We start from the raw sequence: 23,349 nt of genomic DNA, 5'->3' as shown, positions 1-23,349 counted from the left end.
TCGCTGTGAGGTAACACTCGTGGGGGTTCGAGTCCCCCCGACCGCACCAGCAAGTGTTGATGTTTAGAGGGCAAATCGGAAGATTTTGCATTTAATCCCACATCCAATCCCTCTTCGATTTTTTGTTTCGACGATGTACCGGTTATCTCGAGGGCACTAGAAGTCTGAAAAATGGCATCTAAGCGAGTAACGCAAGAAAAAGTGCGATTAAGCTCGTCAGCTCATTTAACTGTGGACGTTTTGATACGCCAAGCCGTATAATAAACAGGGCACGCCCCGTGCGGTAGCCACCATGACCCAAAGGGCATTCTTAAGCCACCATGACCCAAAGGGCATTCTTAGATGAGCCTTTATTAGTGCTAGCGCGGAGCCCTGTAGAGGTTTTCGGATTTTAGTATTTCGATATTCACATCTTCGCGTGCCATCGCGCGTTGTACAGCAGGGCGTTCGTTATTAAGCGCAAAGTGGCGTTGGATATTTGGGTAAGCGGACCCATCGTAGCCAACGCCTGAAATCCGTGCCCAAACCCAATACAGATAGCCGTCCACAATAGACCAATCTGCACCATACCACCACGGACTTTGCGCGAGTCGCGCATCAATCATCGTCATGATCTTATTCATGTCTTTGATTGCGGGAGGGCGAACAATTTCAAATGAAAGGGTTGAATCTGCGATCGTTTTCATAGGCATGGCTATGCGCGTGACAATTGGGTGAATTGTGCCCGCAAAAAACGCAAGGTCTGCGGTTTGCTTCAGCTGCTCCAATTTGGTGTGGGTTGCAGGTAAGAGATGCGCGTCGGGAAATTCTGCTGCCAGCCAGCTTAGAATAGCAACATTTTCGGTAAGTGGCATACCGTCGATCAAAAGGGTAGGAACTTTTCCCTTTGGGTTGACCTTCAAAAACTCAGCAGAATTTTGTTGGTTTGCCGCCGTTCTCACCAATGACGTTTCAAACGAAACACCTATTTCTTCCAACCCAATCGTCGCGACGCGCGCGCATGAATTGGGTGCAACAAACAGCATAAGGTTGGGCATTGTATAGAATCCTGAGATGGTTATTAATATAGGCACGAACGAAAAATCGATTTTTTGACGGGAAGGCAATCAAATCATTTAAAAGAAACAGTGTCACTGTCAAAATTCATACATCATCTGGGAGGATAATTAATGTCACGAAAGCTACTTGCGGTCCTTGCCACCGCAACTTGTGTTGGGTCCAGCGCCTTTGCTCAGGGAATTTTGACCGCAGAAACGGCGGCACCGAGTACGACGCCGGGTATTTCAATTATCGCACTGTCTGAGGCTGCGTCCAAAGCGGGTATTGCTGATATTCAAGTTACAGCTGGCCAAACCCTCACAAATTCGGTCCAGAACGTAGCGGAAGGCAAGACTGATATTGCCGCTGCACCTTTCATCTTGCCATTCTTGTTGTCGCGTGGCGTTGGTCCCTATGCGGGTCTTGGCGCAGAGGCGGGCGGAGATTTGGCCGACAATCTAGCAGTTCTATACACGTACCGCATCTCTGTTCAGGGGCTTTTTGCTTACGATAGTGCCGGTATTTCTGGATGGGATGGTCTGGAAGGTAAAACCATCTTCAACGGACCGCCACGCGGGGCAGCTTTGACCAATGCACGGCTTTTGGTAAAGACCGTCGCAGGATTGGACGAAGGCACAGGGTATACTGGCGTTCAGGTTAACTGGGGCCAAGCGGTCAAGACCATTCAAGATGGCTCAGCTGATGCGTTTGTTTTGCCTCAGGCGTTTCCTGATCCTCGCGTTACTGCGGCCTTGGCGTCTGGTAACATGACTGTTTTTTCGATGCCTAAAGACGTACATGAAAGTGAGGCTTTCCAGAAAGTTGCCAAGCTTCCGGGTACAGTTGCATTCAGTATGCCTGTGGCCGAGATGGGGTATGGCGACGGCGTCACAGTCGTTTCCGAGGATGACACGTTTCGCGGTCCAGGTACCGTTGGTGGCGACATCGTCAACGTAAGCATGGATTTTGATACGGCCAAAGCGCTGACTGCAGCTTTCATCGCAAATATCGAGCCAATCTATCAAGCCAAAGCATCTTTCATGAAAGCCGCATGGCATGGTGAAACAGATCTGGAGTTGACCGACATGTGCGGCACGAACCCGATTAAGTATCACCCCGGTGCGGTCGCCGCTTGGGAAGAGGCCGGCTACCCTCTGCCTGACTGCGCAAAGTAAACACTTAAACTATAATTTACGGGCCGCGTGCACAGTCTTGCGGCCTGTTTATTGGGGTTGGAAGTCATATGTCGAACGCATCTGTTAAGCAGCAAAGCACTCAAGGCTTCTCTGAGCGCTTGCTATTTATCTTGTCGCTGGCATTGGTGCTCATCGGGTTGATCAACTCCACGCCCGGAATCCCCGGATATGACGATTTTGCAGCTGCTATTTTGGGTGAAACCGGAACGCGTTTCCGTAAGTTCCCGACAGAATGGTTCTATCCTTTGTTCTTCTCACTGATGATGTGTACCGTCGTTCTTAGGCACTCCATGTGGCGCGATTGGGCCGAACGATCCAGTCTGCGGCGTGGCTTTGGATTGACTATGGACCTTGCGCTTGTTGTCATGGCAGCCACTATTTCAATTACTTACTTGGTCGAAATTGAATCGGTCTGCTTGATAGATCAGCTGAACGGTGACCGCGCTCGCTTGATAGCAAAAAGTCTCGCGTCTGCAACGGAATTCAATGAAAGCCTCGGCTTGCCTGCGCCAACCACGGTCGAGGACCCGCAATGTGTCAACACGACCGGTGGGTGGCTGGTGTTGATCGTCGGCGTCGCCGTCATGATCTTTCTGTTCTACAACGTCAAGGTTTGGGGCTTGCCGCTGGTGATCGTGGCAATCATTTTTGCGAGCTACACCATCCTGACTGTGCTGGTTTGGTACTTCTACGGCACTGAAGACATCAACAAATACTTTGTGACCAAACTCGCAGGCGAGCCGCGCATGCTGTCCGATGGACGGCCACGGGTTCATGATATTCTGGTCAATAATTCGTCCGGCCTTTTGGGTCGCTTCATGGATATCGTCCTGAACACGATCTTCCCTTATCTCGTTTTAGGATCGCTTTTTGGCAGTTCTGCTGGTGGGCGATCGCTTATCAAACTGGCATTCCGCTGGACACGTCATTTGCGGGGCGGGCCTGCGCATGCTGCAATAGTGTCCTCTGCCATCTTTGGCACCATCTCTGGCGGGCCAATTGTGAACGTTCTATCAACAGGTGTTTTGACCATTCCGATGATGATCAAACGTGGATTTTCCAAAGTGTTTGCAGGCGGGGTAGAGGCCGCTGCCTCGTCTGGTGGATCAATTATGCCCCCTGTGATGGGCGTTGCGGCCTTTGTTCTCGCCTCATTGACCTCGGTGCCATATTCCAGCGTCATTGTCGCTGCGATCATCCCCGCGGCGGCGTATTTCTTTTGTCTGTTCCTTTCCGCAGTGTTTCAATCGCGCAAGCAAAATATCACTGCCATTGGCGATTTGACCGAAGACATGATCCTAGAGCGTCAAGATTACTTAAATCTTGTGATGATTTTTGGACCGATTGCAGTGATCCTGACGTTGTTGTTGATTCCAAAAGATGCCGTTGGATGCGGAGTTTTTGGTGGTCTCTTGGGCGCTGATCGTCTGCTCACTGATGGGGATTGCAAGGTTCAAAGCCTGAATTGGTTCCTGCAAGTGGTGCAAAATGCATCAGGCTCTGCTGGCGCCGCGGGCTGGTGGGCTGTGATGCTTTTGATCGCGCTCCTGTTTCTTGATCCAGACATCCGCGCACGTCCGCGCAAAATCATTGGTGCGCTTTCAAATGCAGGAACACTCATCGCTACGCTGTATTTGATGTTTTTGGCCGTCTCTATCATCGATTTTTGTCTGTCCTTTACCGGTTTGCCGGTCTTTTTGTCGCTTGATGTACTGTCTTGGCTCAACACGTTGAACCTGGGTGGCAGCGACTCTGCGCTTCCACAGTTTGTAGCGCTGCTATTAACGATGTTTCTGGCCGTTTTGCTTGGCATGGGCATGCCTGCCGTTCCGGCCTACATCAACGCAGCCTTATTGATGAGCCCGGTCCTCGCCGGTCTCGGTTTGTCGCTGTTCACGGCGCATATGTTCATTTTCTACTTTGCGGTTGCCAGCGCGATAACACCGCCAGTCGCCTTAGCGGCCTTTGCAGCGGCGTCGATTACCAAAGCAGAACCCATGGCGACGGGCCTTTCTGCAGTCAAATCTGGCATCGTCATATTTATCGTGCCCTTTGTGTTCGCGTTCCATCCCGAGTTGCTGTTGATCAATGAGGCGATTTTAGATGCTCAATCTCCAACAGGAGCGTTCCTGCCTGGCTATGACGGGCAGTTCGACTTGGGAGCTTTCGCACTTTTGATAACGCGTCTGGTGTTCGCGCTCTATCTTCTTTCAAGTGCACTCGCCGCATTTGATAAAACCCGACTGGCAGCTTGGGAAATCTGCATACGATTGATCTTGGCGGTTCTGTTGATGATGAAACCAGAAGCGATTTGGATCACAGCCGCGCTCTTTTCAATAGCTGTAATTATTGAGCACGCACAACGGCGCGTCGCTCACCCTTTGGACGGATAGATCCTAAGGATACATCAAAAAAAATATCAAGAGCTCTGTAGCGGATTAGCACTGCGATGCGAATTTAGGCGTCCACGACCCACTGCTAGAAATCCCGCGCCACAATCGCCTCACTACATTTGCGCGTGTCACCAAAATTTACTCATACATCGAATGTCCGAAATGACATGCTGCACCGTAGTATGAACGAGGATGGCTGGAAGTCCGGTTATAACCGCCCCCTGCGACTGTTTTCTCTGATCAGTTGGAAACACGCTGTCACACCGCATGGCGGCTGCAAGCGCATTGGTGAATTGGATTCCCTCACTTCGCGCGTTCGGAGCGGAAAAAACGCTGCATATGCAGTATCATCTGATGTTGCGACGCATCAAAAAGAGCGGAAAATCGTTCCTATTAAGATGATGGACTGGAAGAGGCGGACAATAGCCGAGCAGCTTCATATTGCGACAGAAACACCTCGCCCGTCATTTCCTGCAAAAAGTGTTGTTTCGCCAATCGGTCCATAACCGGGCCTTTAACTTCGGACAGGTGTAGTTTGACGTCCATCTCGCGCAAACGTTCGTTGATCGCCTCCAGAGATTCCAGCGCACTTAAGTCAATCTCTTTTTGCAGTCGCTTCAGTTCCTTAAGTTGTTCTGTGCCCATTCCGCCGTATTTCTTCTTCCAGCGATAATAGGTCTGTTCAGTCACACTGATCTGTCTGATTGCATCGATCCGGGGCATGCCTTGCCCCATCAGAACTTCAACCTGCCGTAACTTCACGACAATCTCTTCGGGCTTGGGTCTCTTAATCGCCATCTCTGATCCTCCGCTTTCCTAACTGTAGGGGCGGACGACTTCAAACGGGGAGGCTCAATTCTGTTCTAGAATCTCAACGAATGGGTCACGCGCCAGAAGGCTGTCCCATTCAGCATAAATACCTTCGACTATTTTGGATTGCTTCATCTTTGCACTGGGTTCATCGCTTGTGCCAGTTGATCGTCGGGTTGGATATTTTTTTTGCCATCCCTTAGCGCATCAGGCTTGGTTATGATGACATACCAAACGTTCCCCTTTGACGGGATTTGCTTAAAAGATGGCGGTGGGTATCCACGATTTAGTGCTATGTTTAGGCCTAATTTAGTGCCTTATATGGACACAAAACGTAGCATACGTTGAAATAAAGGCAATGAGAAGCAATGGAGGCGAGTACCGGAATCGAACCGGTGTACGCGGATTTGCAATCCGCTGCATAACCACTCTACCAACTCGCCAGCCAGTGATTATAGGCAGTTAACTTATCTGGCAAACTGCTGCAAGTCCCAAGCGGTGCGAAATCTAGCGAATTGTGCGGAGGTGGGGCGTTGTGGGGGCGCGCGTGATGTGGCACTAAAGCGCAAAGGATTCTGAACGGATGAGTTTAGCCAATGTCTGATTTTGCAGCACGTCGTGTCATGATGGTGGACACCCAAGTTCGTCCCTCTGATGTTACCAAATTTCCAATCATCGATGCGATGCTATCGGTTGAGCGCGAGAACTTCGTTCCGAGTGAACGCCGCGAAGCCGCTTATGTTGATGGCAACCTTGCGCTAAGTGTGGGGCGTGTTTTGCTTGAGCCGCGCACGCTCGCGAAAATGCTCGACGCTTTGGATTTGCAAAATGATGAGTTGGTGCTCGATATCGGATCAGGCTACGGCTACTCGGCCGCGATTATAGCTCATATTGCCCAAGCGGTTGTTGCGCTCGAAGCCGATGAGGCGATGGTTGCAGATGCGCAAACTGTGCTGAGCGATGCGGGCGCAGACAGTGTGATCATGAACGCCGGGCCGCTTGATGCAGGTGTCGCAGAACACGGACCCTACGATGTGATCACCATCCAGGGCGGTGTTGAAGAGTTGCCAGTCGCAATTATCGATCAACTGAAAGAGGGTGGGCGCATCGCGGCACTCTTTATGAAGGGTGCTTTGGGCGAAGTGCGGATTGGTCGCAAAATCAACGGACAGATGAATTGGCGGCTTGCGTTTAATGCCAGTGCGCCGGTTTTGCCGGGATTCTTTAAGGCGCGTGACTTCGCGCTATAATATTTAATACCCGCGCGACGGAAGCTGCTGTGTCGCGCGTTAAGACTGTATAAGAGCATCCCGAATGGATGCGGAAATCCTTGGGGGCAGAATGCTCGATCTATTGATGAAGGTGCGACGCACGACTGCGATTGTTGGCCTCTTTTTACTGGCCACGCAATCGGTGCAGGCTGAAACGCTCTCGGATGCGCTGATCGGGGCGTTCAATCACTCAGGATTGCTGGAACAAAATCGCGCTCTGCTACGTGCAGCAGATGAGGATGTGGCCATCGCAACGGCTTCCCTCCGCCCGATCTTGAATTTCACGGGCTCTTTGGGCCGCAGCTTTTCACGCACGTCTAATACGTCAAGCGGCCTACTAGTGGATCCAAGCAGCACGACAGCGAAGATTGGCATCGCGATGGATCTACTAATCTACGATGGTGGCCAAACCCGATATGCCATTGAAGCTGCAAAAGAAAACGTGCTTGGTACGCGGGCGCGCCTGCTATCGTTGGAGCAATCCGTGCTTTTGCGCGCGATCCAAGCTTTTATGAATGTGCGCCGCACAACCGAAACAGTCGCGTTGCGTCAAAGCAATGTGCGGCTGATCACGCAAGAACTGCGCGCCGCGCGCGATCGCTTTGAAGTTGGTGAGATCACCCGCACGGACGTCGCACTTGCCGAGGCGCGCCTTGCCTCTGCGCGCTCGGCTTTGGCTGCAGCAGAAGGGGATTTGATCCGCTCGCACGAAGAATACCGGGCTTCAGTTGGGCATAAGCCTGGAAATCTGCGTCCACCCAAGAACTTGCCTAAAACGGTTAATTCCGTTGAAAAGGCTAAATCGATCGCGGTGCGTGGTCATCCCGATATGCAAGCTGTGCAACATGACGTGGCTGCGGCTGATCTCAATGTGGCCCGTGCGGATGCTGCGATGCGCGGCAACGTGCGCTTGCGCGGCGGGCTGAACCGCACCCAAACGCCGTCGGCAAACACCTCTACTAACGCGGGTTCCTTGTCGCTTGAGGCGTCTGTGCCAATCTATCAAGGTGGCCGCCTTAACGCTTTGCATCGCCAAGCAATGGCGCGCCGTGATGCGGCCCGCTCTGGTCTGCACATCACACGGCATCAAATTCAGCAAAACGCTGGCAATGCGTTTGCGCAGTTACGCGTATCCCGCGCATCTCGCGATGCTAGCGAACGTCAAATCCGCGCAGCAACCGTCGCGTTCAGGGGCGTGCGCGAAGAGGCGGCCGTTGGATCACGTACGACCTTGGATGTGCTCAACGCAGAGCAGGAATTGCTCGATGCACGCTCCGGTCTGATCGGTGTGCAAACCAATGAATTTATTGCCGCTTATTCCGCGCTGGCGGCGATGGGTCTGTTGACGGCCAAGCACTTAAACCTGCCTGTGCAGCAATATGATCCGACCGCCTATTACAAGCTGGTGAAAGACGCACCCGCGCGCAGTGTTCAGGGCGACAAGCTCGATCGCCTCCTGCGCTCGCTTAATAAAAACTAACCTTAGGCAACCTGCGCGTAAATATTCTATCATAGAGCGGTAAAAATTACTGCTAATTCGTTCTATCTGTTGTGAAAATTTACTTTGGTAGGTATTCTGCGCCAGAGGCGAGAGTGGAATTATAATGTCAGATCCGGTTACCAATATCGAAATTGAGGACGTATTGTCTTCTATTCGTCGACTTGTGTCTGATGAGGCGCGCGCCGCTGAACGTGGTGAGAAAGAGCCGTCATTCTCCTCTGAGGTTCCCCCTCAATCCGTTGAGTTGGAAGAAGAAAGATCTGATGAGGTGATGGAATTTACGGCCCCTAAAGCCGCGCCCGCACTTGTGCTGACCGCAGCCTTGCGCGTTGTGCTGGAGCACGAGAACGAGGCGGAAAAGACCGACACAGAGGATAGCGCACCAGAAGGTGAGGACGCATCAGACGATGGCATTTTGATTCTGACGCAGGTATCTTCTGAAGATGACACCGCGCAAGTTTTCACGGAAGAGGCGGAAGCTGAGCAAGATGTGGCTGGCGATCACGCTACAAATACCACCGATGAGACGTATGAAAACGAGTCGAGAGCGCGAGAAGGGCACGACGCGCCCGCGCCTGAAATGCGCGAAGAGGCTGAGGCAGACAGCGAAGACCAAGACGTGACGCTCGAAGAGCATGTCACAATCGAAGATAAAATTGCAGCCCTTGAAGCTCTTATTTCGCGCACTGATAGCGAGTTTGAACCTGATGGCGAGGAACAGGGGGGCAATGCAGCCCGCCGGCTCCAGTCATTGCATTGGGAAGATAGCCGCCCGTTACATAGTGGTTTGCAAACTCGCACTTTGCTCGATCCAGAGATCGCATCGCAAACAGCAACCTTTCATGACACTGCAATAACTTTCGAGGGAGAGCATACCGAAGCGGTCGATTCAATGCAAGCTGAGCTATCGACGAACGCCAGGGAGACCTTGTTAGAGAACGAACAAATCGCAAGCGTTGTCGATGAAGAAGCGCTACGCGATATGGTGTCAGAGATTGTGCGTCAGGAATTGCAGGGAACTTTGGGCGAACGCATCACGCGCAACGTGCGCAAACTCGTACGTCGCGAAATTTATCGTGCTTTGGCGGCAAACGAACTCGACTAAGGTCCGCCCCTTAGGGTATGACCGGCTCCGCCAAATCAAACAACAAATCCAAATCCATGTGGGTTTCCAGATGGCGTGCGAGCTTATCCAGCACCGCCTCCACATCTGCCGCATAGTTGAAATCTTGCGATGCCAAGTCGCCGATGAAGCCAGCGCGAAAGCCATCCGCGGTGAAAAGGCCGTGCAAATAGCAGCCCATGATCTGCCCGTTCATGCTTGCTGCACCCTCGGATCGTCCCCCAATGTCCAACCAGGCGCGTGCGCGATCAGGGCCATCGGTCTCGCCCAAATGAATCTCATAGCCGGCAACAGAATCTCCCGTTGGCGTGTAGGTCGCCGCGGTTAAAGCCAGCCTTTTTTGCTCTGACATGCGGGTCTTCACCTTCAAATGCCCCAAGCCCTTAACCGTTGATGGCGCGCCCTCGATTCCCAATGGATCTGCTATCTCTGTGCCGAGCATCTGATATCCCCCGCAAATCCCCAACACACGCCCGCCACGGCGAATATGCGCAGTCAAATCAATGTCCCAGCCCTGCGCACGGAAGAACGCGAGGTCTGGAATCGTCGCTTTAGAGCCAGGAATGAGGATCAGATCAGCATCTGCGGGTAGGGGGCGACCTTGTTCCACGATATCGACACTGATGTTTGGGTCGGAAGACAGTGGATCAAGGTCATCAAAATTCGCGATCCGTGCAAGACGCGGCACGGCGATTTTGAAAATGCCATCATGCGTTGATGCGATGTCCATCACGTCTTCTGCGGGCAGACGCCAAGCATCTTCAAACCACGGAATAACACCCAAAGATGGCCAACCTGTGTGTTCAGTGATCGCTGTTAGGCCATCATTAAAAAGGCTGACGTCGCCACGAAACTTGTTTATGCAAAAGGCTTTTATATGATCCGCATCAGTCTTGGGAAGGATCGTTTGCGTGCCGACAAGTTGCGCTATGACGCCGCCGCGATCAATATCACCTGTCAAAACTACAGGCACCTGCGCGGCCTCTGCAAAGCCCATATTTGCAATGTCGCCCGCGCGTAAATTGATCTCTGCAGGGCTGCCTGCACCCTCTATTACAATCAAGTCTGCTGTTTTAGCGAGGCGGTGAAAGCTCTCCAAAACTGCACTCATCAACTTGGGTTTGGCTTTCGCATAATCACGTGCGCGCAGCGTGTCCCAGCGTTTGCCCTGCACGATCACCTGTGCGCCCGTATCGGTTTCGGGTTTTAACAAAACGGGGTTCATATCCGTATGTGCATCACGTCGCGCGGCTAATGACTGCAAGGCCTGTGCACGGCCAATTTCGCCATCATCAACAGTGACAGCCGCATTGTTGGACATGTTTTGCGGTTTGAAGGGCGCGACTGATAGCCCACGATTGGCAAAAGCCCGCGCGATTCCGGCCACAAGCATGGATTTCCCCACATTCGAGCCTGCGCCCTGGATCATTATTGCTTTGGTCATGGACAGCCCCCTCATTCCCCATCAGACATAGTTGGGAGTGATGCAGAGCGAAAGAGGCATGAACACACCCGCGCATTTGATCTTAGGTTTGGCAGCATTTTCGCTCGCGGATAATCGTAAAGTGACGGGAGCTGCGGGTTTTGGCGCGCTTTTGCCGGATCTATCGCTTTATGTCATGGCAGGGGGGGCGCTGGCGATCTTGCAGATCCCGCAGGATGTGGTGTTTGGGCAATTGTATTACTCGAATGCGTGGCAAATGGTGTTCGCGATCGACAACTCGTTTTTACTCTGGGGTTTGGTGCTGGCCTTTGCGCTTTGGCGGAAAGCGCGCGCTGGTGTGGCGTTTGCGGGTGCAGGATTGTTGCACGTTTCGTTGGATTTTCCGCTGCATCACGATGATGGTCGCCCGCATTTTTGGCCCGCGAGTGATTGGATTTTTGAAAGTCCCGTCAGCTATTGGGATCGTGCGCATCATGCGGGCTGGGTGCAACCGCTAGAAGTTACTTTGGTCTTTATCTGCGTGGCGGTTCTCTTTCGACGCTTCCTGCGTTGGCCGATGCGGGTGGTTGCACTTGTCCTGCTCGCTATGGAACTGATGGTAGCGCGTGTTTGGATGTTCGTTTTTTAAAAAAGAACATACGTACAAAAAAACGCCCCCGAGAACAGATCGGAGGCGTTTTTGACTTTCGAGTGAAAGCGTTGTTTATGCGGCTTCTGCCTGCTGTGCAGCGTTGCGGCGCTCCGACTCCTCACGAGATAGGGCGACGGATGTGCGCACACCTTTGGAAACGAAGTCCATCAAGCCTGCGACAACACGTTCGTTCGGGTCGATGCCCGCACAAGACAACACTTCACGGCCATCACGCGAACGCGCCCAACGGGCGATTTGCTCAGGACCATTTCCATACTTCTTATCGTCGGCGATTGCATCGTCGAGCGCTGCCAGGACGACTGCCGCAAACAATTTGCGTGCACGGTTGCCTTGCTCAGAATTGTAGGCAGTACCGTCTACGAAATCTCTCATAATTTCGATCCTTATTCTTGCTCTTGTGTTTCCGGCGTAGAGGCTCTTATGACCCATCCTCTCCGATTCGGATACCCTCTATTTGCATAGCACTTATGCAAAAATTGCATGGCTTGCTGCAGATGCAGCACGAAATTTAGCGTTCTTGCACGGGGGCTACCTCCGAGATATAGGGTGCAACAAGATTTCATCAACCTTTTGATATGGTTTTGACACATATGCCCAAGATTAACGGAAACGAAATACGCCCCGGAAATGTTCTTGAACACAACGAAGGCCTGTGGGCTGCCGTTAAGGTAGATCATGTAAAACCGGGCAAGGGTGGCGCATTTGCACAAGTAGAAATGCGCAACCTTCGTAACGGATCCAAACTGAACGAACGCTTTCGCAGTGCAGACAAGGTAGAACGCGTACGGTTAGAACAAAAAGATCAACAATTCTTGTACGAGTCCGACGGCATGTTAGTGTTCATGGACACGGAAACCTATGAGCAGATTGAACTGCCTGCAGAGCTGCTCGGCGAGCGCCGTCCGTTCTTGCAAGATGGCATGACGATTGTTGTGGAATTTCACGATGAAGAGGCACTGCACGCGACGATTCCGCAGAAAGTGACCTGCAAGATTGTTGAGACAGAACCTGTCGTCAAAGGTCAGACTGCAGCAAATAGCTTCAAGCCTGCGATACTGGAAAACGGCGTGAAGGTCATGGTGCCACCATTCGTGGGACAGGACGAAAGCATCGTCGTGGACACGGTGTCCATGGAGTACTCCGAGCGCGCTTGATAAGCCGCCAAAGCGGGGGATTGAGGATTTGCCTCAAACTCCGAGGTATTTTGAGACCAGAGAAACTAAGACGCGTAGGTGATCTGCGCGTCTTTTGCTTTTAAAGGGCCTGTTGCGCGATCAAAGCGCAGGTAAGCGAGGGCTTTGTCGCCCGACTGGCTAAGGAGCGTGCCGGCGATTTTATCTGCCTCGGTCGTGATGTCAGTACCAATCGGGGCTGAGCCTGTGATCGAAACTTGGGCCAGGCCTTTACGCAGCTCCGTTTTGTGTTTCATTCGCGCGGTCACTTCTTGGCCGACATAGCAGCCTTTCTTGAAATCAACACCATTCAGCCGCTCGAACCCCATTTCCAATAGGAAGCTGTCCGGCGTCAGCTCAATACCAGCGCGCGGGACACTATGCGTGACGTTCAAAGCGGTCCAATCCACATCTTGCGCGATTTGCCCGTCATAACCACGCCATCCAAGAGCGGCGAGACGGGGGTCGATGAAAGCGCCTTCTGGGATCGGGCCTAGGCCACGCGAGACCGATCTTTGATCGTCTTCAATGGTCACATCTGCGCGCAATTTGTACATTGTCAGCCGTTTGGCCAGCGCGTCGGTTTGGCTGGCATCCGTATCTAGCAAGATCGCGTCACCGTCAGGCACCAAAAAGAAATCCGCAATGTATTTCCCCTGTGGCGTCAGCATCGCAGTATACACAAGCCCTCGATCCAGCTTTTGCAGATCATTGGTGAGCAGGCCTTGCAGGAAACCTCTTGCATCGGCTCCAGTCACGCGTAGTAGGCGGCGGGTCTCGGGGTGGATCATTTTGCTCTCCCTCAGGCTTTGCCCTTGATATAAGAGGAGTGGAGCGAAGTGAGAAGGGCCAAGGTTATGCGCGCGCCGATTTCTGTGGTGATCCCCGTTTTGAATGCTGAGAAGCAATTGGCGCACTGCGCGGCCGCGTTGATTGAAGGTGTAGAAGCGGGGCTAATCCGTGAGTTGATCGTGACGGATGGCGGGTCTACCGATGAAACGCATTTGGTTTCGGATGAAGTTGGCGCGGTTTGGATCACAGGCGCGGCCTCGCGCGGGGGGCAACTGAAACGCGGATGTGCGGCAGTGCGTGGCGATTGGATCTTGGTGCTTCACGCCGATACGATTTTGGATGCAGGGTGGAGCGGTGAGGTTGCGACGCATTTGAACTCATCCGATACGGGCTACTTCACGCTGGCGTTTGCGTCGGGCGGTCTGCCCGCTCGATTTGTGGCGGGATGGGCGAACCTGCGCTCACGGCTCTTTGGGTTGCCTTATGGGGACCAAGGATTGCTAATTGCCCGGGCGTTGTATGAGCGTGTGGGTGGGTTCCAAGACATGCCGCTCATGGAGGATGTCGCGATGGCACGGGCTTTGCGTGGGGGCTTGCGCCCTTTGAAAACCCGTGCGGTGACCAGTGCTGCGAAGTATGAAACGGGTGGCTGGATACGACGAGGGTCGCGTAACCTTATGACACTGCTGCGCTATTTCGCAGGGGTTCCCGTCGAGAAGTTGGCTGCGAGTTACCGCAAGCCCTAAGCTTTTGCCTGCAATTTGTGCAACGACGCGTATGTACCATCCAGCGCTATCAGGCTGTCGTGGGTGCCTTGTTCCACGACTTTACCTGCTTCCATCACCACGATCTGATCTGCCGTCCTGATCGTTGATAGGCGGTGTGCGATCACCAATGTTGTGCGCCCTTGTGAGAGGCGTTCGAGCGCGGCTTGAACAACCGCTTCGGATTGCGCATCCAATGCGGAGGTTGCCTCATCCAAGAGCAAGATCGGCGTGTCGCGCAGCAGGGCGCGCGCGATGGCGACCCTTTGACGCTGACCGCCTGACAGGGCGGATCCGCGGGGGCCAACGGCTGTGTCGAGACCATTGGGAAGTTGCTCCAGAAAGTCGGACACATGCGCCGCGTCAAGCGTCTTTTTCAGCTGCGCCTCGCTCACATCTTTGCGCCCCAGCAAGATATTTTCGCGCAGGGTTTCATCAAACAAAAGCGCATCTTGCGAGACCACCGAAAACAGATCGCGTAAATCTGTCAGCGCCATTTGCGTCACAGGCACGCCACCCAGTGTTGCAACCCCTGACTGAGGGTCGGTTAGCCGCGTTAATACGTTGAAAATAGTGGATTTACCCGCGCCAGATGGACCCACAAGCGCAGTTGTTTTACCAGCTCTCGCAGTCAAACTCGTGCCCTGTAAAACGGGTGTGTCGCCATAGCTCAGATGTACGTTGTTAAGCGTAATTTCAGGTGTACCAACCGGTGCAGGCTGCGGATTGGTGGGTGTCTTGTGGACGGGCTCCAGCGCCAACAACTCCATCACGCGTTCGATGCCAGCGGCTGCCGCTTCCCATGTGCCTGTGATCGTACCGAGGCGACGCAGAGGTTCAAACGCGAAGCCAAGCGCTGTGAAGAACGCCATGAATTCGCCAACAGTCTTTTCGCCAGAGATTATTTCGCCGCCCCCATAGAGCAAAACACCCAAAAAACCGACGCCTGACATGGCATCAATCAAGCCGGGAATAGCGGCTTTTCCGCGCGATGTTGTGACTTCGATCTCTACCCGCTCTTCGTTGAGTTTGGCGTAGTGGCGCGCTTGATAATCTTCCAAGCGATTCAACTTTACTGGTACTATACCGTGAAACACCTCATCCAGACGTCCTGATTGGCGGGCTGCAATTTGATGCGCCGTGCGGCTGTGACGGCGCACAAAACGCTGCGCAATAAGCGAGGGCAGGACCAGAAAAGGTACACCGATCAAAGCAACGACAGTCCAGCGCCAATCAACGCTCATCGCGACCCCAAACAGCACGACGACCGCGACCAGATCACGCCCCGCACCCGTAATAATTGCGTTCCAGACTTTGGATACGGCGGAGACATCGCCAATGACACGTTGCATCAACGTTCCAGGGGCATTCAACTGGTGAAAGCTCACATCAAGGCGCATCAAATGGCTCAGAAGATCGCCGCGCATGTCCGCTTCAGATTGCTGCGAGATCCGCGTTAGGATTACTTTCTGGATCACAGACGCCACTGCGCGGACCAGAAAAATCCCAAGGATCACAAGGCCAACCCACCACAGCGCGCTCTCATCGCCAGCGAGAAAAACCGAATCGAACATCGGTTTCATCATCCAACTAAGCAAGCCTAGCATCGATCCTTCCAGCGCCATAAAAAACGTCGCCAACAGCAACATCCAGAAATGCCGGCCGAGATAACTGCGCCAAAGCCAGCGCAGCAACGTGCGACTTGTTTGATCGGGTTGTGCCATGTCAGGCAATCTGCGCGGGCGGCGACTTGCTGTCAAAGCCTGACTGTATTGCCTTGTGATCATACTCTGTGCGCAACCAAGTTTCAAAATCGATCTCGCCCTTGGCTTGGCGTGCTTGAAACACATCCAGAATATAGCCCTGAACACCGGTCTTTGACCATTTTAGGTGGATAAACTTGATGGAGAGCTGCCTTTTCGCCTCCTCAACAGAGGCCCCGTCAAACACGATCTGATACATGGCCGCGCAAAACCCCGCGCGATCTGCACCAGATTTGCAATGAAACATAAAGGGCCGCTCAACACTGCGCATCAGATCCAGCACTGCAACGATATTCTCGCGATTGGCCGCCGTGCGCGCCCAAAGCTTGGTGTTATGCAGCTTTAACCCCAAGATCCGGCAACTTTCCTCTTCAAACAGGTAATGTGCGCGCGGGTCTGTGCCGCGCAGGTTGATCACCGATTTGATTCCCAAATCACGGTAGCGCATAAATCGCTGGTGGGTCGGCTGATTGGATCGCCAAACCCCTGCGGACACGGGATAAAAGTTCGTCCAAGGCACACGCAGAAAGGCGTGATCAAACATATTGTAGTGCCACTTGGCCTTGCGCCGCTCTTCGGGATCAGTGATGTCCTTGCCAAAGGCATACCGCCATTTGCGTTCCCAATCGCTAAATTTTTTCCCGAGGGTCTTAAACATCAAGCTATCCTGCCAAAAAGGGGCGTGGGGCGGATGTAGACCCTAGGCTGGCGTGGTGCAAGTCTGCGCCCTGTTGACGCGCCGCGCGGCTCGGCTAATGTCTGCCTAAATGCAACTGGAGTTCGCATCATGTCTCTTGCAAATGGCCGTACCTATCTTGCTATTCCTGGCCCTTCTGTGGTGCCTGATGCGGTTCTGCGCGCTATGAACCGAGCGTCGCCCAATATTTATGAGGGTGAATTGATCGAAATGATGCCGGGTCTTACGGCGGATCTGCGCCGTGTTGCGCGCACTGAACATCACGTGGCGATCTACATGGGCAATGGCCACGCCGCGTGGGAGGCCGCGCTAAGCAATGTGATTAGCGAAGGCGATCTGGTACTCGTGCCCTCAACAGGGCGCTTTTGTGAAGGCTGGGGCGAGATGGCTGAAGCATTGGGCGCATCGGTAGAACTGCTTGATTTCGGGATGAAATCCCCGATGGACGCCGGTGCGATCGAAGCACGCCTTCGCGCAGATACGGAACATAAGATCAAGGCAGTGCTCGCTGTACATGTGGACACCTCGACTTCGATCAAAAGCGATGTAGAGGCGGTGCGCGCCGCGCTTGACGCCGCTGGTCATCCGGCCCTTTTGATGGCCGATTGCATTGCCTCGCTGGGCTGTGATCGCTTTGAGATGGACGCCTGGGGCGTTGATGTGATGGTCACAGCCAGTCAAAAAGGGCTGATGTTGACACCCGGCTTGGCCATGGTCTTCTTCAACGATCATGCCGCAGAAATACGTGCTACGATGACCCGTGTCAGCCGTTATTGGGATTGGACCCCGCGTGCGCATCCCGAACATTTTTTCCAGTATTTCGGCGGCACTGCGCCGACGCATCACCTTTATGGTCTGCGCGTCTCACTCGACATGATGATGGCAGAGGGGATGGAAGCGATTTGGACCCGCCATGAAAAGCTCGCAAGCGCAATCTGGGCCGCCTGCGAGGCATGGGGGCAGGGCGGTCCTTTGAGTTTGAACGTGGAGAAACGCGCGCATCGATCTTGTGCGGTGACCGCTTTGCGCCTTGGCGGCCCAGATGGCACGCGCTTGCGCCGTTGGAGCGAACATCAGGCTGGCGTCACCCTTGGCATTGGTTTGGGCATGTCCGAGCCAAATGATCCCAAAGGCGATGGCTTTTTGCGCATTGGTCATATGGGGCATGTAAATGCGCATATGGTGCTGGGCACGCTCGCCTCTATTCAGGCGGGCTTTGATGCGCTTGATCTGCCTTATGGGGCCGGTGCTTTGGACACGGCAGCTAAATCGTTGGCGTCTTAGTGGCGCAAACGCGCGAGACTTCGATCCAGTAGTTTGATTGAAAAATGCACCGCACCGCTTAGTAAAAGTGCCGCGACAAAGCCTTTCGATGCCTAAATCACAACCATGATCCACATCAGATTAACCAGTGCCATGATCAAGCACATGCTTATGTAGTCTTCGACGCGGCCCTGCCTTTGATCTCTCATCTTGCCCTCTTCACTCAGTCACTGTCAGAGTAGCAAAGCAGACCTAAATGTCAGGTAAATTTTTCGCGGGTTATGCGTTCTGCGCCGCACTCAGCGCTTTTGGCAGCGCAGTCGAAACTAAATCCACCTCCGCATCAGGGCCGCAACTGATACGAATGCAACGATCCTGCGGGGCTACAAAGGGCATACGAACGAACACGCCTTGCTCAATCAGGCTCGCCAGCACAGCGCGCGCGAAATCGCCGTCCTTACCGCAATCGACAGCGACAAAATTTGTGGCAGAGGGCAGCACGCTCAGACCATTCTCTTCAGCAATCGTAGCAATACGCTCTTTGGATGCCTCAACCTGCTGTTGAATATCTCGCAGCCCTGCTTGATCGCGCAGCGCTGCGAGAGCGGCAAACTGCGCCAAACGGTTCATCCCGAAATGGTTGCGGATTTTCTCAAACGCACGGATCAATTCAGGCGCGCCCATCGCATAGCCCACACGCATACCCGCTAGCCCATACCCCTTTGAAAACGTGCGCATACGAATGACGCCGGGATGATCTATAGGCAGAGTCGGCACAGCGCTTTGCGGGGCAAGGTCGATATAGGCCTCGTCCAGAACCAACAGGCAGCCCTCGGGCAGGTTATCGGCCATATCCTCGATCACAGACCCTTCGTGCCACGTACCCATGGGATTGTCTGGGTTTGCAAGATAGATCAGCTTTGCACCACTCTCACGCGCTTTCGCAAGCAACGCATCGGGGTTCTCATAGTCCCTTTTGTAGGGCACCTTATGCAAGGTCCCGCCGAATCCGGTGACATGATAGTTGAACGTAGGATAGGCCCCTTCAGAGGTCACAACATGATCGCCATCCGTGACCATCAAGCGCACGAGATAGCCCAAAAGACCGTCAATTCCTTCGCCCACAACGATATTTTCAAGGCCAATCCCGTGATGTACGCCGAGCGCTGCACGTAAATCATGGCTTTCGGGTTCACCGTACATCCAAGTCTGATCTGCGCTGGCTTTGATCGCTTCCAGTACGGCTGCACTAGGACCAAAGCCGTTCTCATTTGCGCCAAGTCGCGCCTCAAATTGCGCACCACGTGCGCGTTCTTGGGCTTCGGGGCCAACAAAGGGCACGGAAGCAGGCAAGGTCTGGGCGAGTGCGGTATAGCGTGGATGTGTCATAGACAAAGGCGTAAGCGGTGGCGCTAAAGGGGGCAAGGTTGAAATTGTCGCCGCGCCTGCTTAGATGAGAATCATTCGCAACTAAAAGGGGGCGCATCATGAAACTGACCCGTAGAGGATTTATCGCCAGCGCGCTCGCCGCTGGCTCCGTGCGTGCACTGCCGCCAATCGTCAGCAAAGTGGGCGGACGCCGCATATTGACACTGGTTTACGACAAATCCCTCGGCATGATGCGCGCGGTTGAGAAAATTGTGCCCTAGGCACCCGAACGTAGCGTGCCCTAACGTTCCGCTTTTCTTAGACGGGCTATCGCGGCTAGCGTGAGCCACAGAAACAGGAGCTCGCCCATGCCACGCGTCACCACAACCATCCAAAACCACATTGCACATGTCGAGCTGACCCGCTCCGACAAAATGAACGCGGTGGATCCGGCCATGCTCGCGGCCATTATCGAAGCGGGCGAAGCCCTGCGCGACAATACAGATGTGCGTGCGGTGGTGCTTTCAGGGCAGGGCGATGCCTTCTGCGCTGGGCTCGACGTGGCAAGCTTTGCGGCACTTGCGGGTGGTGATCCTATGGACATCATGATGCCGCGCACGCATGGCCCCTCTAACGATTACCAACATGTGTGCATGATCTGGCGGCAGCTGGATGTCCCCGTAATCGCTGTGCTCCAAGGCGTGTGCTTTGGTGCGGGCCTGCAAATCGCGTCTGGTGCGGATATCCGCATTGCGGCGCCAAATACGCGCATGTCGATCCTTGAAATGAAATGGGGCCTTGTGCCGGATATGGGTGGCATGGTGCTTTGGCCAGCCTTGATGCGCGCGGATGTGTTGCGCCGCTTGACCTACACGGGCGAAGAATTCACAGGCGAGGCGGCAGAAGGCTACGGGCTGGTCACCGAGGTCAACGACACACCTTTAGAGCGCGCTTTAGAGCTGGCCAAGCTCATCGCCAGCAAAAGCCCGTCCGCGGTGCGTGCGGGCAAAGCTTTGGTCACTTACGCGCTGGAAAACGCGTCCGAAGCTGTCCTGTTGGAAGAATCCCGCGCGCAAGCTTCGTTGATCGGCAAGCCCGATCAAATGGAGGCGGTGATGGCCAACGTTCAGAAACGCCCACCCAATTTCGGGTGAACGATTTTTCTAAAAAAACAGCGACCTCTAACCAATTTCGGCCAAACGATCGAAGGCATCTTTCAACTTTGCCTCTTCCGCTTCGCGCAAGCTCAGGTTCTTGCGGGTTTCTTCCAATACCTCCGTAGGCGCGCTTTCAGCGAACTTGGGATTGTTCAGACGCCCGCGCAGACCGCCCAATTCTTTAGCTAATTTACCCAGCGTCTTCTCCAAACGCGCCTTTTCAGCCGCCACATCAATCACGCCTTCCAGAGGCAATCCAAACGTGCCGCCCGATGCCGCAAGCGCGACCGTACCCTTAGGCAGATCCTCCACATGCGCGATGCTCTCAATCCGCGCAAACCGCATGATCAAAGCTTCATTCTGCTCCCAAGCAGACTTGGCCGCATCGTCCATGCCCTTAACAACCAAGGGAATGAACGCACCAGCAGGCACATTCATTTGCGCGCGCGCAGAGCGGATCGCTTCGATCATCGCAACCGTCCAGCTGAGGTCCGCATCCGCTTGGCTATCGACCAGATCGGCGGCGGTATAGCTAGGCCATGGCGCGTGTACGATCATCGATGGGCGCGCTTTCTGGCCCCAGATTTCCTCGGTCACGAAGGGCATGATCGGGTGCAGCATGATCAGGATTTGATCCAGCGCCCAAGCATATGTTGCCTTGGTTTCCGCTGCTTCTTCTGGCGTGCCTTCGTCCATGACGGGCTTGGTGAACTCCAGATATTGCGAGCAGAACGTGTTCCATGTGAACGCATAAAGCGCGTTGGCGGCATCGTTAAAGCGGTATGCCTCCAGTGCGTCATCCACCGTCTCGCGGGTCTTGGCGATCTCGCCTTTGATCCATTGGTTAAGCGGCAGTGTCGTTGCGGGGATCGCATCAGAATGCGCCACCTCAAACGTGCCTTTGAAATCACCATAAGTCGCGGCGTTCCAGAGTTTGGTCACGAAGTTGCGATAGCCCTCGATCCGTTTGGTGTCGAGCTTCAGCACACCACCTAAAGACGCCATCGACGCATTGGTAAAGCGCAGCGCGTCCGCGCCGTATTCGTCAATGATCTCAAGCGGATCCACCACGTTGCCCGTGGATTTGGACATCTTCTTGCCCTTCGCATCACGAACGAGGCCGTGCAGGTAGACCGTGTCGAAGGGCACTTCATCCACGACCGCGAGCTGCATCATCATCATGCGCGCGACCCAGAAGAACAGGATGTCTTGGCCTGTGATAAGCGTGGAGGTCGGGAAGTATTTGCTCAACTCCTCCGTCTGCTCAGGCCAGCCGAGCGTGCCGATAGGCCAAAGGCCAGAGGAGAACCATGTGTCGAGCACGTCAGGGTCGCGACGCAGTGCAACGCCATCACCAGCCATCGCCTGCGCTTCTGCTTCTGTTGCTGCGCAATACTGATTGTCATCGCCATCAAACCAAACCGGAACCTGATGCCCCCACCAAAGCTGACGCGAGATGCACCAAGGCTCGATATTCTCCAGCCAGTGGAAATACACCTTCTTGTCACTTTCAGGCATGATCTTCGTAGCACCTGAGCGCACAGCTTCCAAAGCGGGCTCAACAATTTTGGAGGTCTCAACGAACCATTGATCGGTCAGCATCGGCTCGATTACCACTTTAGAGCGGTCGCCAAAGGGCTGCATGATCGGCTTGGCCTCAACATACGGCACCTGCGTCACCGTCTCGTTGCCATCCTCATCCGTCGCAACGTGATCGACCATCACAGCCAGACCTTCAGCGGAAATATCCGCCACAACCTTCTTACGCGCCTCAAAGCGGTCCATGCCGCGATACTCATCCGGCACAAGGTTCATCGCAGCGATCATCGCCTCGTCAAACTCTTGCTCACCATTGGCAATCGCCTGCGCAATCGCAGCTTCCTCCGCATAGGGTTTGCCATCGGCGCGCATCGCAGCGCGTGTGTCCATAAGGTTATACATGGGTATGCCGCCACGCTTGGCGACTTGGTAGTCGTTGAAATCATGCGCGCCAGTGATCTTGACCGCACCTGATCCGAAATCCTTATCAGGATATTCATCCGTGATGATCGGGATCAGGCGGCGCAATTCTTTCGGACCAACCGGAATTTCGCATAGCTGGCCAACAATAGGAGCATACCGTTCGTCACTTGGATGCACGGCAACCGCGCCATCGCCAAGCATCGTCTCAGGGCGGGTCGTCGCGATGGAGATATAGTCGCGCTCTTCCTCAAGTGTGACGTTGCCGTCTTCGTCTTTCTCAACGTAGGTATAGGTCGCACCACCCGCGAGTGGGTATTTGAAGTGCCACATGTGGCCCGCCACTTCGATATTCTCGACCTCAAGATCGGAAATCGCTGTCTCAAAATGCGGATCCCAGTTCACCAAACGCTTGCCGCGATAGATGAGACCTTTGTTGTACATCTCAACAAAGACCTTGATCACCGCATCATGGAAATTACCGCCCGCCACGTCCGCAGGCGCGTTTGGCGCACCCGACATAGTGAAAGCTTCGCGATCCCAATCGCAAGACGCGCCAAGACGCTTGAGCTGGTTGATGATCGTACCGCCAGACTCACCTTTCCACTCCCACACTTTCTCAAGAAACGCATCGCGGCCCATTTCAACGCGCGTTGGCTGCTGGGTCTCGGCCAGTTTACGCTCAACCACCATCTGTGTGGCGATGCCTGCGTGATCCGTTCCGGGCTGCCACAGTGTGTCAAACCCCTGCATCCGCTTCCAGCGGATCAAGATATCCTGCAAGGTGTTGTTGAAGGCGTGGCCGATGTGCAGAACGCCCGTAACATTGGGCGGTGGGATCATGATGCAGAAGGTCGACGCTTCCGGCTTGGCATTCGCGCCCGCTTTGAAAGATCCGGCTTTTTCCCAAGCCTCATAGAGGCGGGTCTCTGCGCTCTGCGCGTCGAAATTCTTTTCCATTGCCATGGGTTTGGCGTCCTTCAAAT

The 23,349-nt window shown here is 54.0% G+C and carries 19 protein-coding genes, 1 tRNA gene and 1 pseudogene; 11 read left to right on the top strand and 10 right to left on the bottom strand.

From position 1 onward, the window contains the following. Positions 1–359: 359 nt before the first annotated feature. On the bottom strand, positions 360–1,037 hold the full coding sequence (locus QZ280_RS10790; protein WP_293443892.1) for a glutathione S-transferase family protein: 678 nt from the start codon (positions 1,035–1,037) through the stop codon (positions 360–362). Between the two features lie 132 nt (positions 1,038–1,169). Between QZ280_RS10790 and QZ280_RS10785 the strand changes: the two genes are divergently transcribed. Together QZ280_RS10785 and QZ280_RS10780 are read left to right on the top strand one after the other, a co-directional pair. Beyond that, entirely contained in the window at positions 1,170–2,213 is a 1,044-nt protein-coding gene (locus tag QZ280_RS10785; RefSeq protein WP_293443889.1) for a TAXI family TRAP transporter solute-binding subunit, read from the top strand. Positions 2,214–2,281: 68 nt separating this feature from the next. Next, positions 2,282–4,627 carry a TRAP transporter fused permease subunit gene (locus QZ280_RS10780; protein ID WP_293443886.1) on the top strand — a complete coding sequence of 782 codons (2,346 nt, stop codon included), beginning with the start codon at positions 2,282–2,284 and terminating at the stop codon, positions 4,625–4,627. A 501-nt stretch (positions 4,628–5,128) separates the two neighbouring features. Here the strand turns inward: QZ280_RS10780 and QZ280_RS10775 are convergent. Beyond that, a pseudogene (locus QZ280_RS10775) lies at positions 5,129–5,425 on the bottom strand (transposase); the annotation flags it as partial. Between the two features lie 381 nt (positions 5,426–5,806). Further along, positions 5,807–5,880 (bottom strand) — tRNA-Cys (locus QZ280_RS10770). A gap of 153 nt (positions 5,881–6,033) precedes the next feature. Between QZ280_RS10770 and QZ280_RS10765 the strand changes: the two genes are divergently transcribed. From QZ280_RS10765 to QZ280_RS10755, 3 genes are all read left to right on the top strand, one after another. Further along, positions 6,034–6,687, top strand: coding sequence for an rRNA adenine N-6-methyltransferase family protein (locus QZ280_RS10765; protein ID WP_293443883.1), 654 nt, complete (start codon positions 6,034–6,036; stop codon positions 6,685–6,687). A 64-nt stretch (positions 6,688–6,751) separates the two neighbouring features. Beyond that, positions 6,752–8,188: a TolC family outer membrane protein gene (locus QZ280_RS10760; RefSeq protein WP_293443880.1), complete on the top strand. Its 1,437-nt coding sequence runs from the start codon at positions 6,752–6,754 to the stop codon at positions 8,186–8,188. Positions 8,189–8,312: 124 nt separating this feature from the next. Further along, a complete protein-coding gene (locus QZ280_RS10755) occupies positions 8,313–9,314 on the top strand; it encodes a hypothetical protein (RefSeq protein ID WP_293443877.1) in 1,002 nt (333 codons plus the stop codon). Positions 9,315–9,324: 10 nt separating this feature from the next. Here the strand turns inward: QZ280_RS10755 and QZ280_RS10750 are convergent, their stop codons facing one another. Continuing rightward, positions 9,325–10,776 (bottom strand): cobyric acid synthase, encoded by a 1,452-nt coding sequence (locus tag QZ280_RS10750; protein ID WP_293443874.1) that lies wholly within the window; start codon positions 10,774–10,776, stop codon positions 9,325–9,327. Positions 10,777–10,834: 58 nt separating this feature from the next. Here QZ280_RS10750 and QZ280_RS10745 point away from each other — a divergent pair, with 58 nt between their 5' ends. Next, positions 10,835–11,404: a cobalamin biosynthesis protein CobQ gene (locus QZ280_RS10745; RefSeq protein WP_293443871.1), complete on the top strand. Its 570-nt coding sequence runs from the start codon at positions 10,835–10,837 to the stop codon at positions 11,402–11,404. A 75-nt stretch (positions 11,405–11,479) separates the two neighbouring features. On the opposite strand, the gene QZ280_RS10740 is transcribed toward QZ280_RS10745, so the two are convergent. Then, positions 11,480–11,800 (bottom strand): DUF6280 family protein, encoded by a 321-nt coding sequence (locus QZ280_RS10740; protein ID WP_009828663.1) that lies wholly within the window; start codon positions 11,798–11,800, stop codon positions 11,480–11,482. Positions 11,801–12,018: 218 nt separating this feature from the next. On the opposite strand from QZ280_RS10740, the gene efp reads away from it, so the two are divergent. Further along, positions 12,019–12,582, top strand: a complete 564-nt coding sequence (gene efp / locus QZ280_RS10735; protein WP_040778974.1) for an elongation factor P — start codon at positions 12,019–12,021, stop codon at positions 12,580–12,582. A gap of 65 nt (positions 12,583–12,647) precedes the next feature. Here the strand turns inward: efp and QZ280_RS10730 are convergent, their stop codons facing one another. Then, on the bottom strand, positions 12,648–13,391 hold the full coding sequence (locus QZ280_RS10730) for a folate-binding protein (protein ID WP_293443862.1): 744 nt from the start codon (positions 13,389–13,391) through the stop codon (positions 12,648–12,650). Between the two features lie 66 nt (positions 13,392–13,457). Between QZ280_RS10730 and QZ280_RS10725 the strand changes: the two genes are divergently transcribed. Continuing rightward, positions 13,458–14,138, top strand: coding sequence for a TIGR04283 family arsenosugar biosynthesis glycosyltransferase (locus tag QZ280_RS10725; RefSeq protein ID WP_293443859.1), 681 nt, complete (start codon positions 13,458–13,460; stop codon positions 14,136–14,138). Here QZ280_RS10725 and QZ280_RS10720 read toward each other — a convergent pair. Beyond that, the gene (locus tag QZ280_RS10720; protein ID WP_293443856.1) at positions 14,135–15,880 is read right to left on the bottom strand and encodes an ABC transporter ATP-binding protein; all 1,746 of its coding nucleotides are present in this window, start codon (positions 15,878–15,880) and stop codon (positions 14,135–14,137) included. The genes QZ280_RS10725 and QZ280_RS10720 overlap by 4 nt on opposite strands. Position 15,881: 1 nt before the next feature. Continuing rightward, on the bottom strand, positions 15,882–16,577 hold the full coding sequence (locus tag QZ280_RS10715; RefSeq protein WP_293443853.1) for a tyrosine-protein phosphatase: 696 nt from the start codon (positions 16,575–16,577) through the stop codon (positions 15,882–15,884). A gap of 129 nt (positions 16,578–16,706) precedes the next feature. Here QZ280_RS10715 and QZ280_RS10710 point away from each other — a divergent pair, with 129 nt between their 5' ends. After that, positions 16,707–17,900 carry an aminotransferase class V-fold PLP-dependent enzyme gene (locus QZ280_RS10710; protein ID WP_293443851.1) on the top strand — a complete coding sequence of 398 codons (1,194 nt, stop codon included), beginning with the start codon at positions 16,707–16,709 and terminating at the stop codon, positions 17,898–17,900. A 258-nt stretch (positions 17,901–18,158) separates the two neighbouring features. Here the strand turns inward: QZ280_RS10710 and QZ280_RS10705 are convergent, their stop codons facing one another. Next, positions 18,159–19,268: a pyridoxal phosphate-dependent aminotransferase gene (locus QZ280_RS10705; protein ID WP_293443848.1), complete on the bottom strand. Its 1,110-nt coding sequence runs from the start codon at positions 19,266–19,268 to the stop codon at positions 18,159–18,161. 98 nt (positions 19,269–19,366) lie between these two features. Here QZ280_RS10705 and QZ280_RS10700 point away from each other — a divergent pair, with 98 nt between their 5' ends. Next, positions 19,367–19,528, top strand: coding sequence for a Tat pathway signal protein (locus QZ280_RS10700; RefSeq protein ID WP_293443845.1), 162 nt, complete (start codon positions 19,367–19,369; stop codon positions 19,526–19,528). 87 nt (positions 19,529–19,615) lie between these two features. Then, the gene (locus QZ280_RS10695; RefSeq protein WP_293443842.1) at positions 19,616–20,401 is read left to right on the top strand and encodes a crotonase/enoyl-CoA hydratase family protein; all 786 of its coding nucleotides are present in this window, start codon (positions 19,616–19,618) and stop codon (positions 20,399–20,401) included. Positions 20,402–20,428: 27 nt separating this feature from the next. Here QZ280_RS10695 and QZ280_RS10690 read toward each other — a convergent pair whose 3' ends face one another. Further along, positions 20,429–23,329 (bottom strand): valine--tRNA ligase, encoded by a 2,901-nt coding sequence (locus QZ280_RS10690; protein ID WP_293443898.1) that lies wholly within the window; start codon positions 23,327–23,329, stop codon positions 20,429–20,431. Positions 23,330–23,349: the final 20 nt, after the last annotated feature.

It is taken from the genome of Planktotalea sp., from assembly GCF_018607995.1.
Classification (GTDB): Bacteria; Pseudomonadota; Alphaproteobacteria; order Rhodobacterales; family Rhodobacteraceae; genus Planktotalea.
The sequence above is the reverse complement of the archived record's forward strand: the minus strand, read 5'-3'. Positions and strand labels throughout refer to the sequence as shown.

Bases quoted from the DNA above. Each gene is read 5' to 3' on its own strand.
- QZ280_RS10785 (WP_293443889.1), top strand. From the start codon at position 1,170: ATGTCACGAAAGCTACTTGCGGTCCTTGCCACCGCAACTTGTGTTGGG.
- QZ280_RS10740 (WP_009828663.1), bottom strand. From the start codon at position 11,800: ATGAGAGATTTCGTAGACGGTACTGCCTACAATTCTGAGCAAGGCAAC.
- efp (WP_040778974.1), top strand. From the start codon at position 12,019: ATGCCCAAGATTAACGGAAACGAAATACGCCCCGGAAATGTTCTTGAA.
- QZ280_RS10710 (WP_293443851.1), top strand. From the start codon at position 16,707: ATGTCTCTTGCAAATGGCCGTACCTATCTTGCTATTCCTGGCCCTTCT.
- QZ280_RS10765 (WP_293443883.1), top strand. From the start codon at position 6,034: ATGTCTGATTTTGCAGCACGTCGTGTCATGATGGTGGACACCCAAGTT.
- QZ280_RS10745 (WP_293443871.1), top strand. From the start codon at position 10,835: ATGAACACACCCGCGCATTTGATCTTAGGTTTGGCAGCATTTTCGCTC.
- QZ280_RS10720 (WP_293443856.1), bottom strand. From the start codon at position 15,880: ATGGCACAACCCGATCAAACAAGTCGCACGTTGCTGCGCTGGCTTTGG.
- QZ280_RS10695 (WP_293443842.1), top strand. From the start codon at position 19,616: ATGCCACGCGTCACCACAACCATCCAAAACCACATTGCACATGTCGAG.
- QZ280_RS10715 (WP_293443853.1), bottom strand. From the start codon at position 16,577: ATGTTTAAGACCCTCGGGAAAAAATTTAGCGATTGGGAACGCAAATGG.
- QZ280_RS10725 (WP_293443859.1), top strand. From the start codon at position 13,458: ATGCGCGCGCCGATTTCTGTGGTGATCCCCGTTTTGAATGCTGAGAAG.
- QZ280_RS10690 (WP_293443898.1), bottom strand. From the start codon at position 23,329: ATGGCAATGGAAAAGAATTTCGACGCGCAGAGCGCAGAGACCCGCCTC.
- QZ280_RS10760 (WP_293443880.1), top strand. From the start codon at position 6,752: ATGGATGCGGAAATCCTTGGGGGCAGAATGCTCGATCTATTGATGAAG.
- QZ280_RS10700 (WP_293443845.1), top strand. From the start codon at position 19,367: ATGAAACTGACCCGTAGAGGATTTATCGCCAGCGCGCTCGCCGCTGGC.
- QZ280_RS10705 (WP_293443848.1), bottom strand. From the start codon at position 19,268: ATGACACATCCACGCTATACCGCACTCGCCCAGACCTTGCCTGCTTCC.
- QZ280_RS10790 (WP_293443892.1), bottom strand. From the start codon at position 1,037: ATGCCCAACCTTATGCTGTTTGTTGCACCCAATTCATGCGCGCGCGTC.
- QZ280_RS10750 (WP_293443874.1), bottom strand. From the start codon at position 10,776: ATGACCAAAGCAATAATGATCCAGGGCGCAGGCTCGAATGTGGGGAAA.
- QZ280_RS10730 (WP_293443862.1), bottom strand. From the start codon at position 13,391: ATGATCCACCCCGAGACCCGCCGCCTACTACGCGTGACTGGAGCCGAT.
- QZ280_RS10780 (WP_293443886.1), top strand. From the start codon at position 2,282: ATGTCGAACGCATCTGTTAAGCAGCAAAGCACTCAAGGCTTCTCTGAG.
- QZ280_RS10755 (WP_293443877.1), top strand. From the start codon at position 8,313: ATGTCAGATCCGGTTACCAATATCGAAATTGAGGACGTATTGTCTTCT.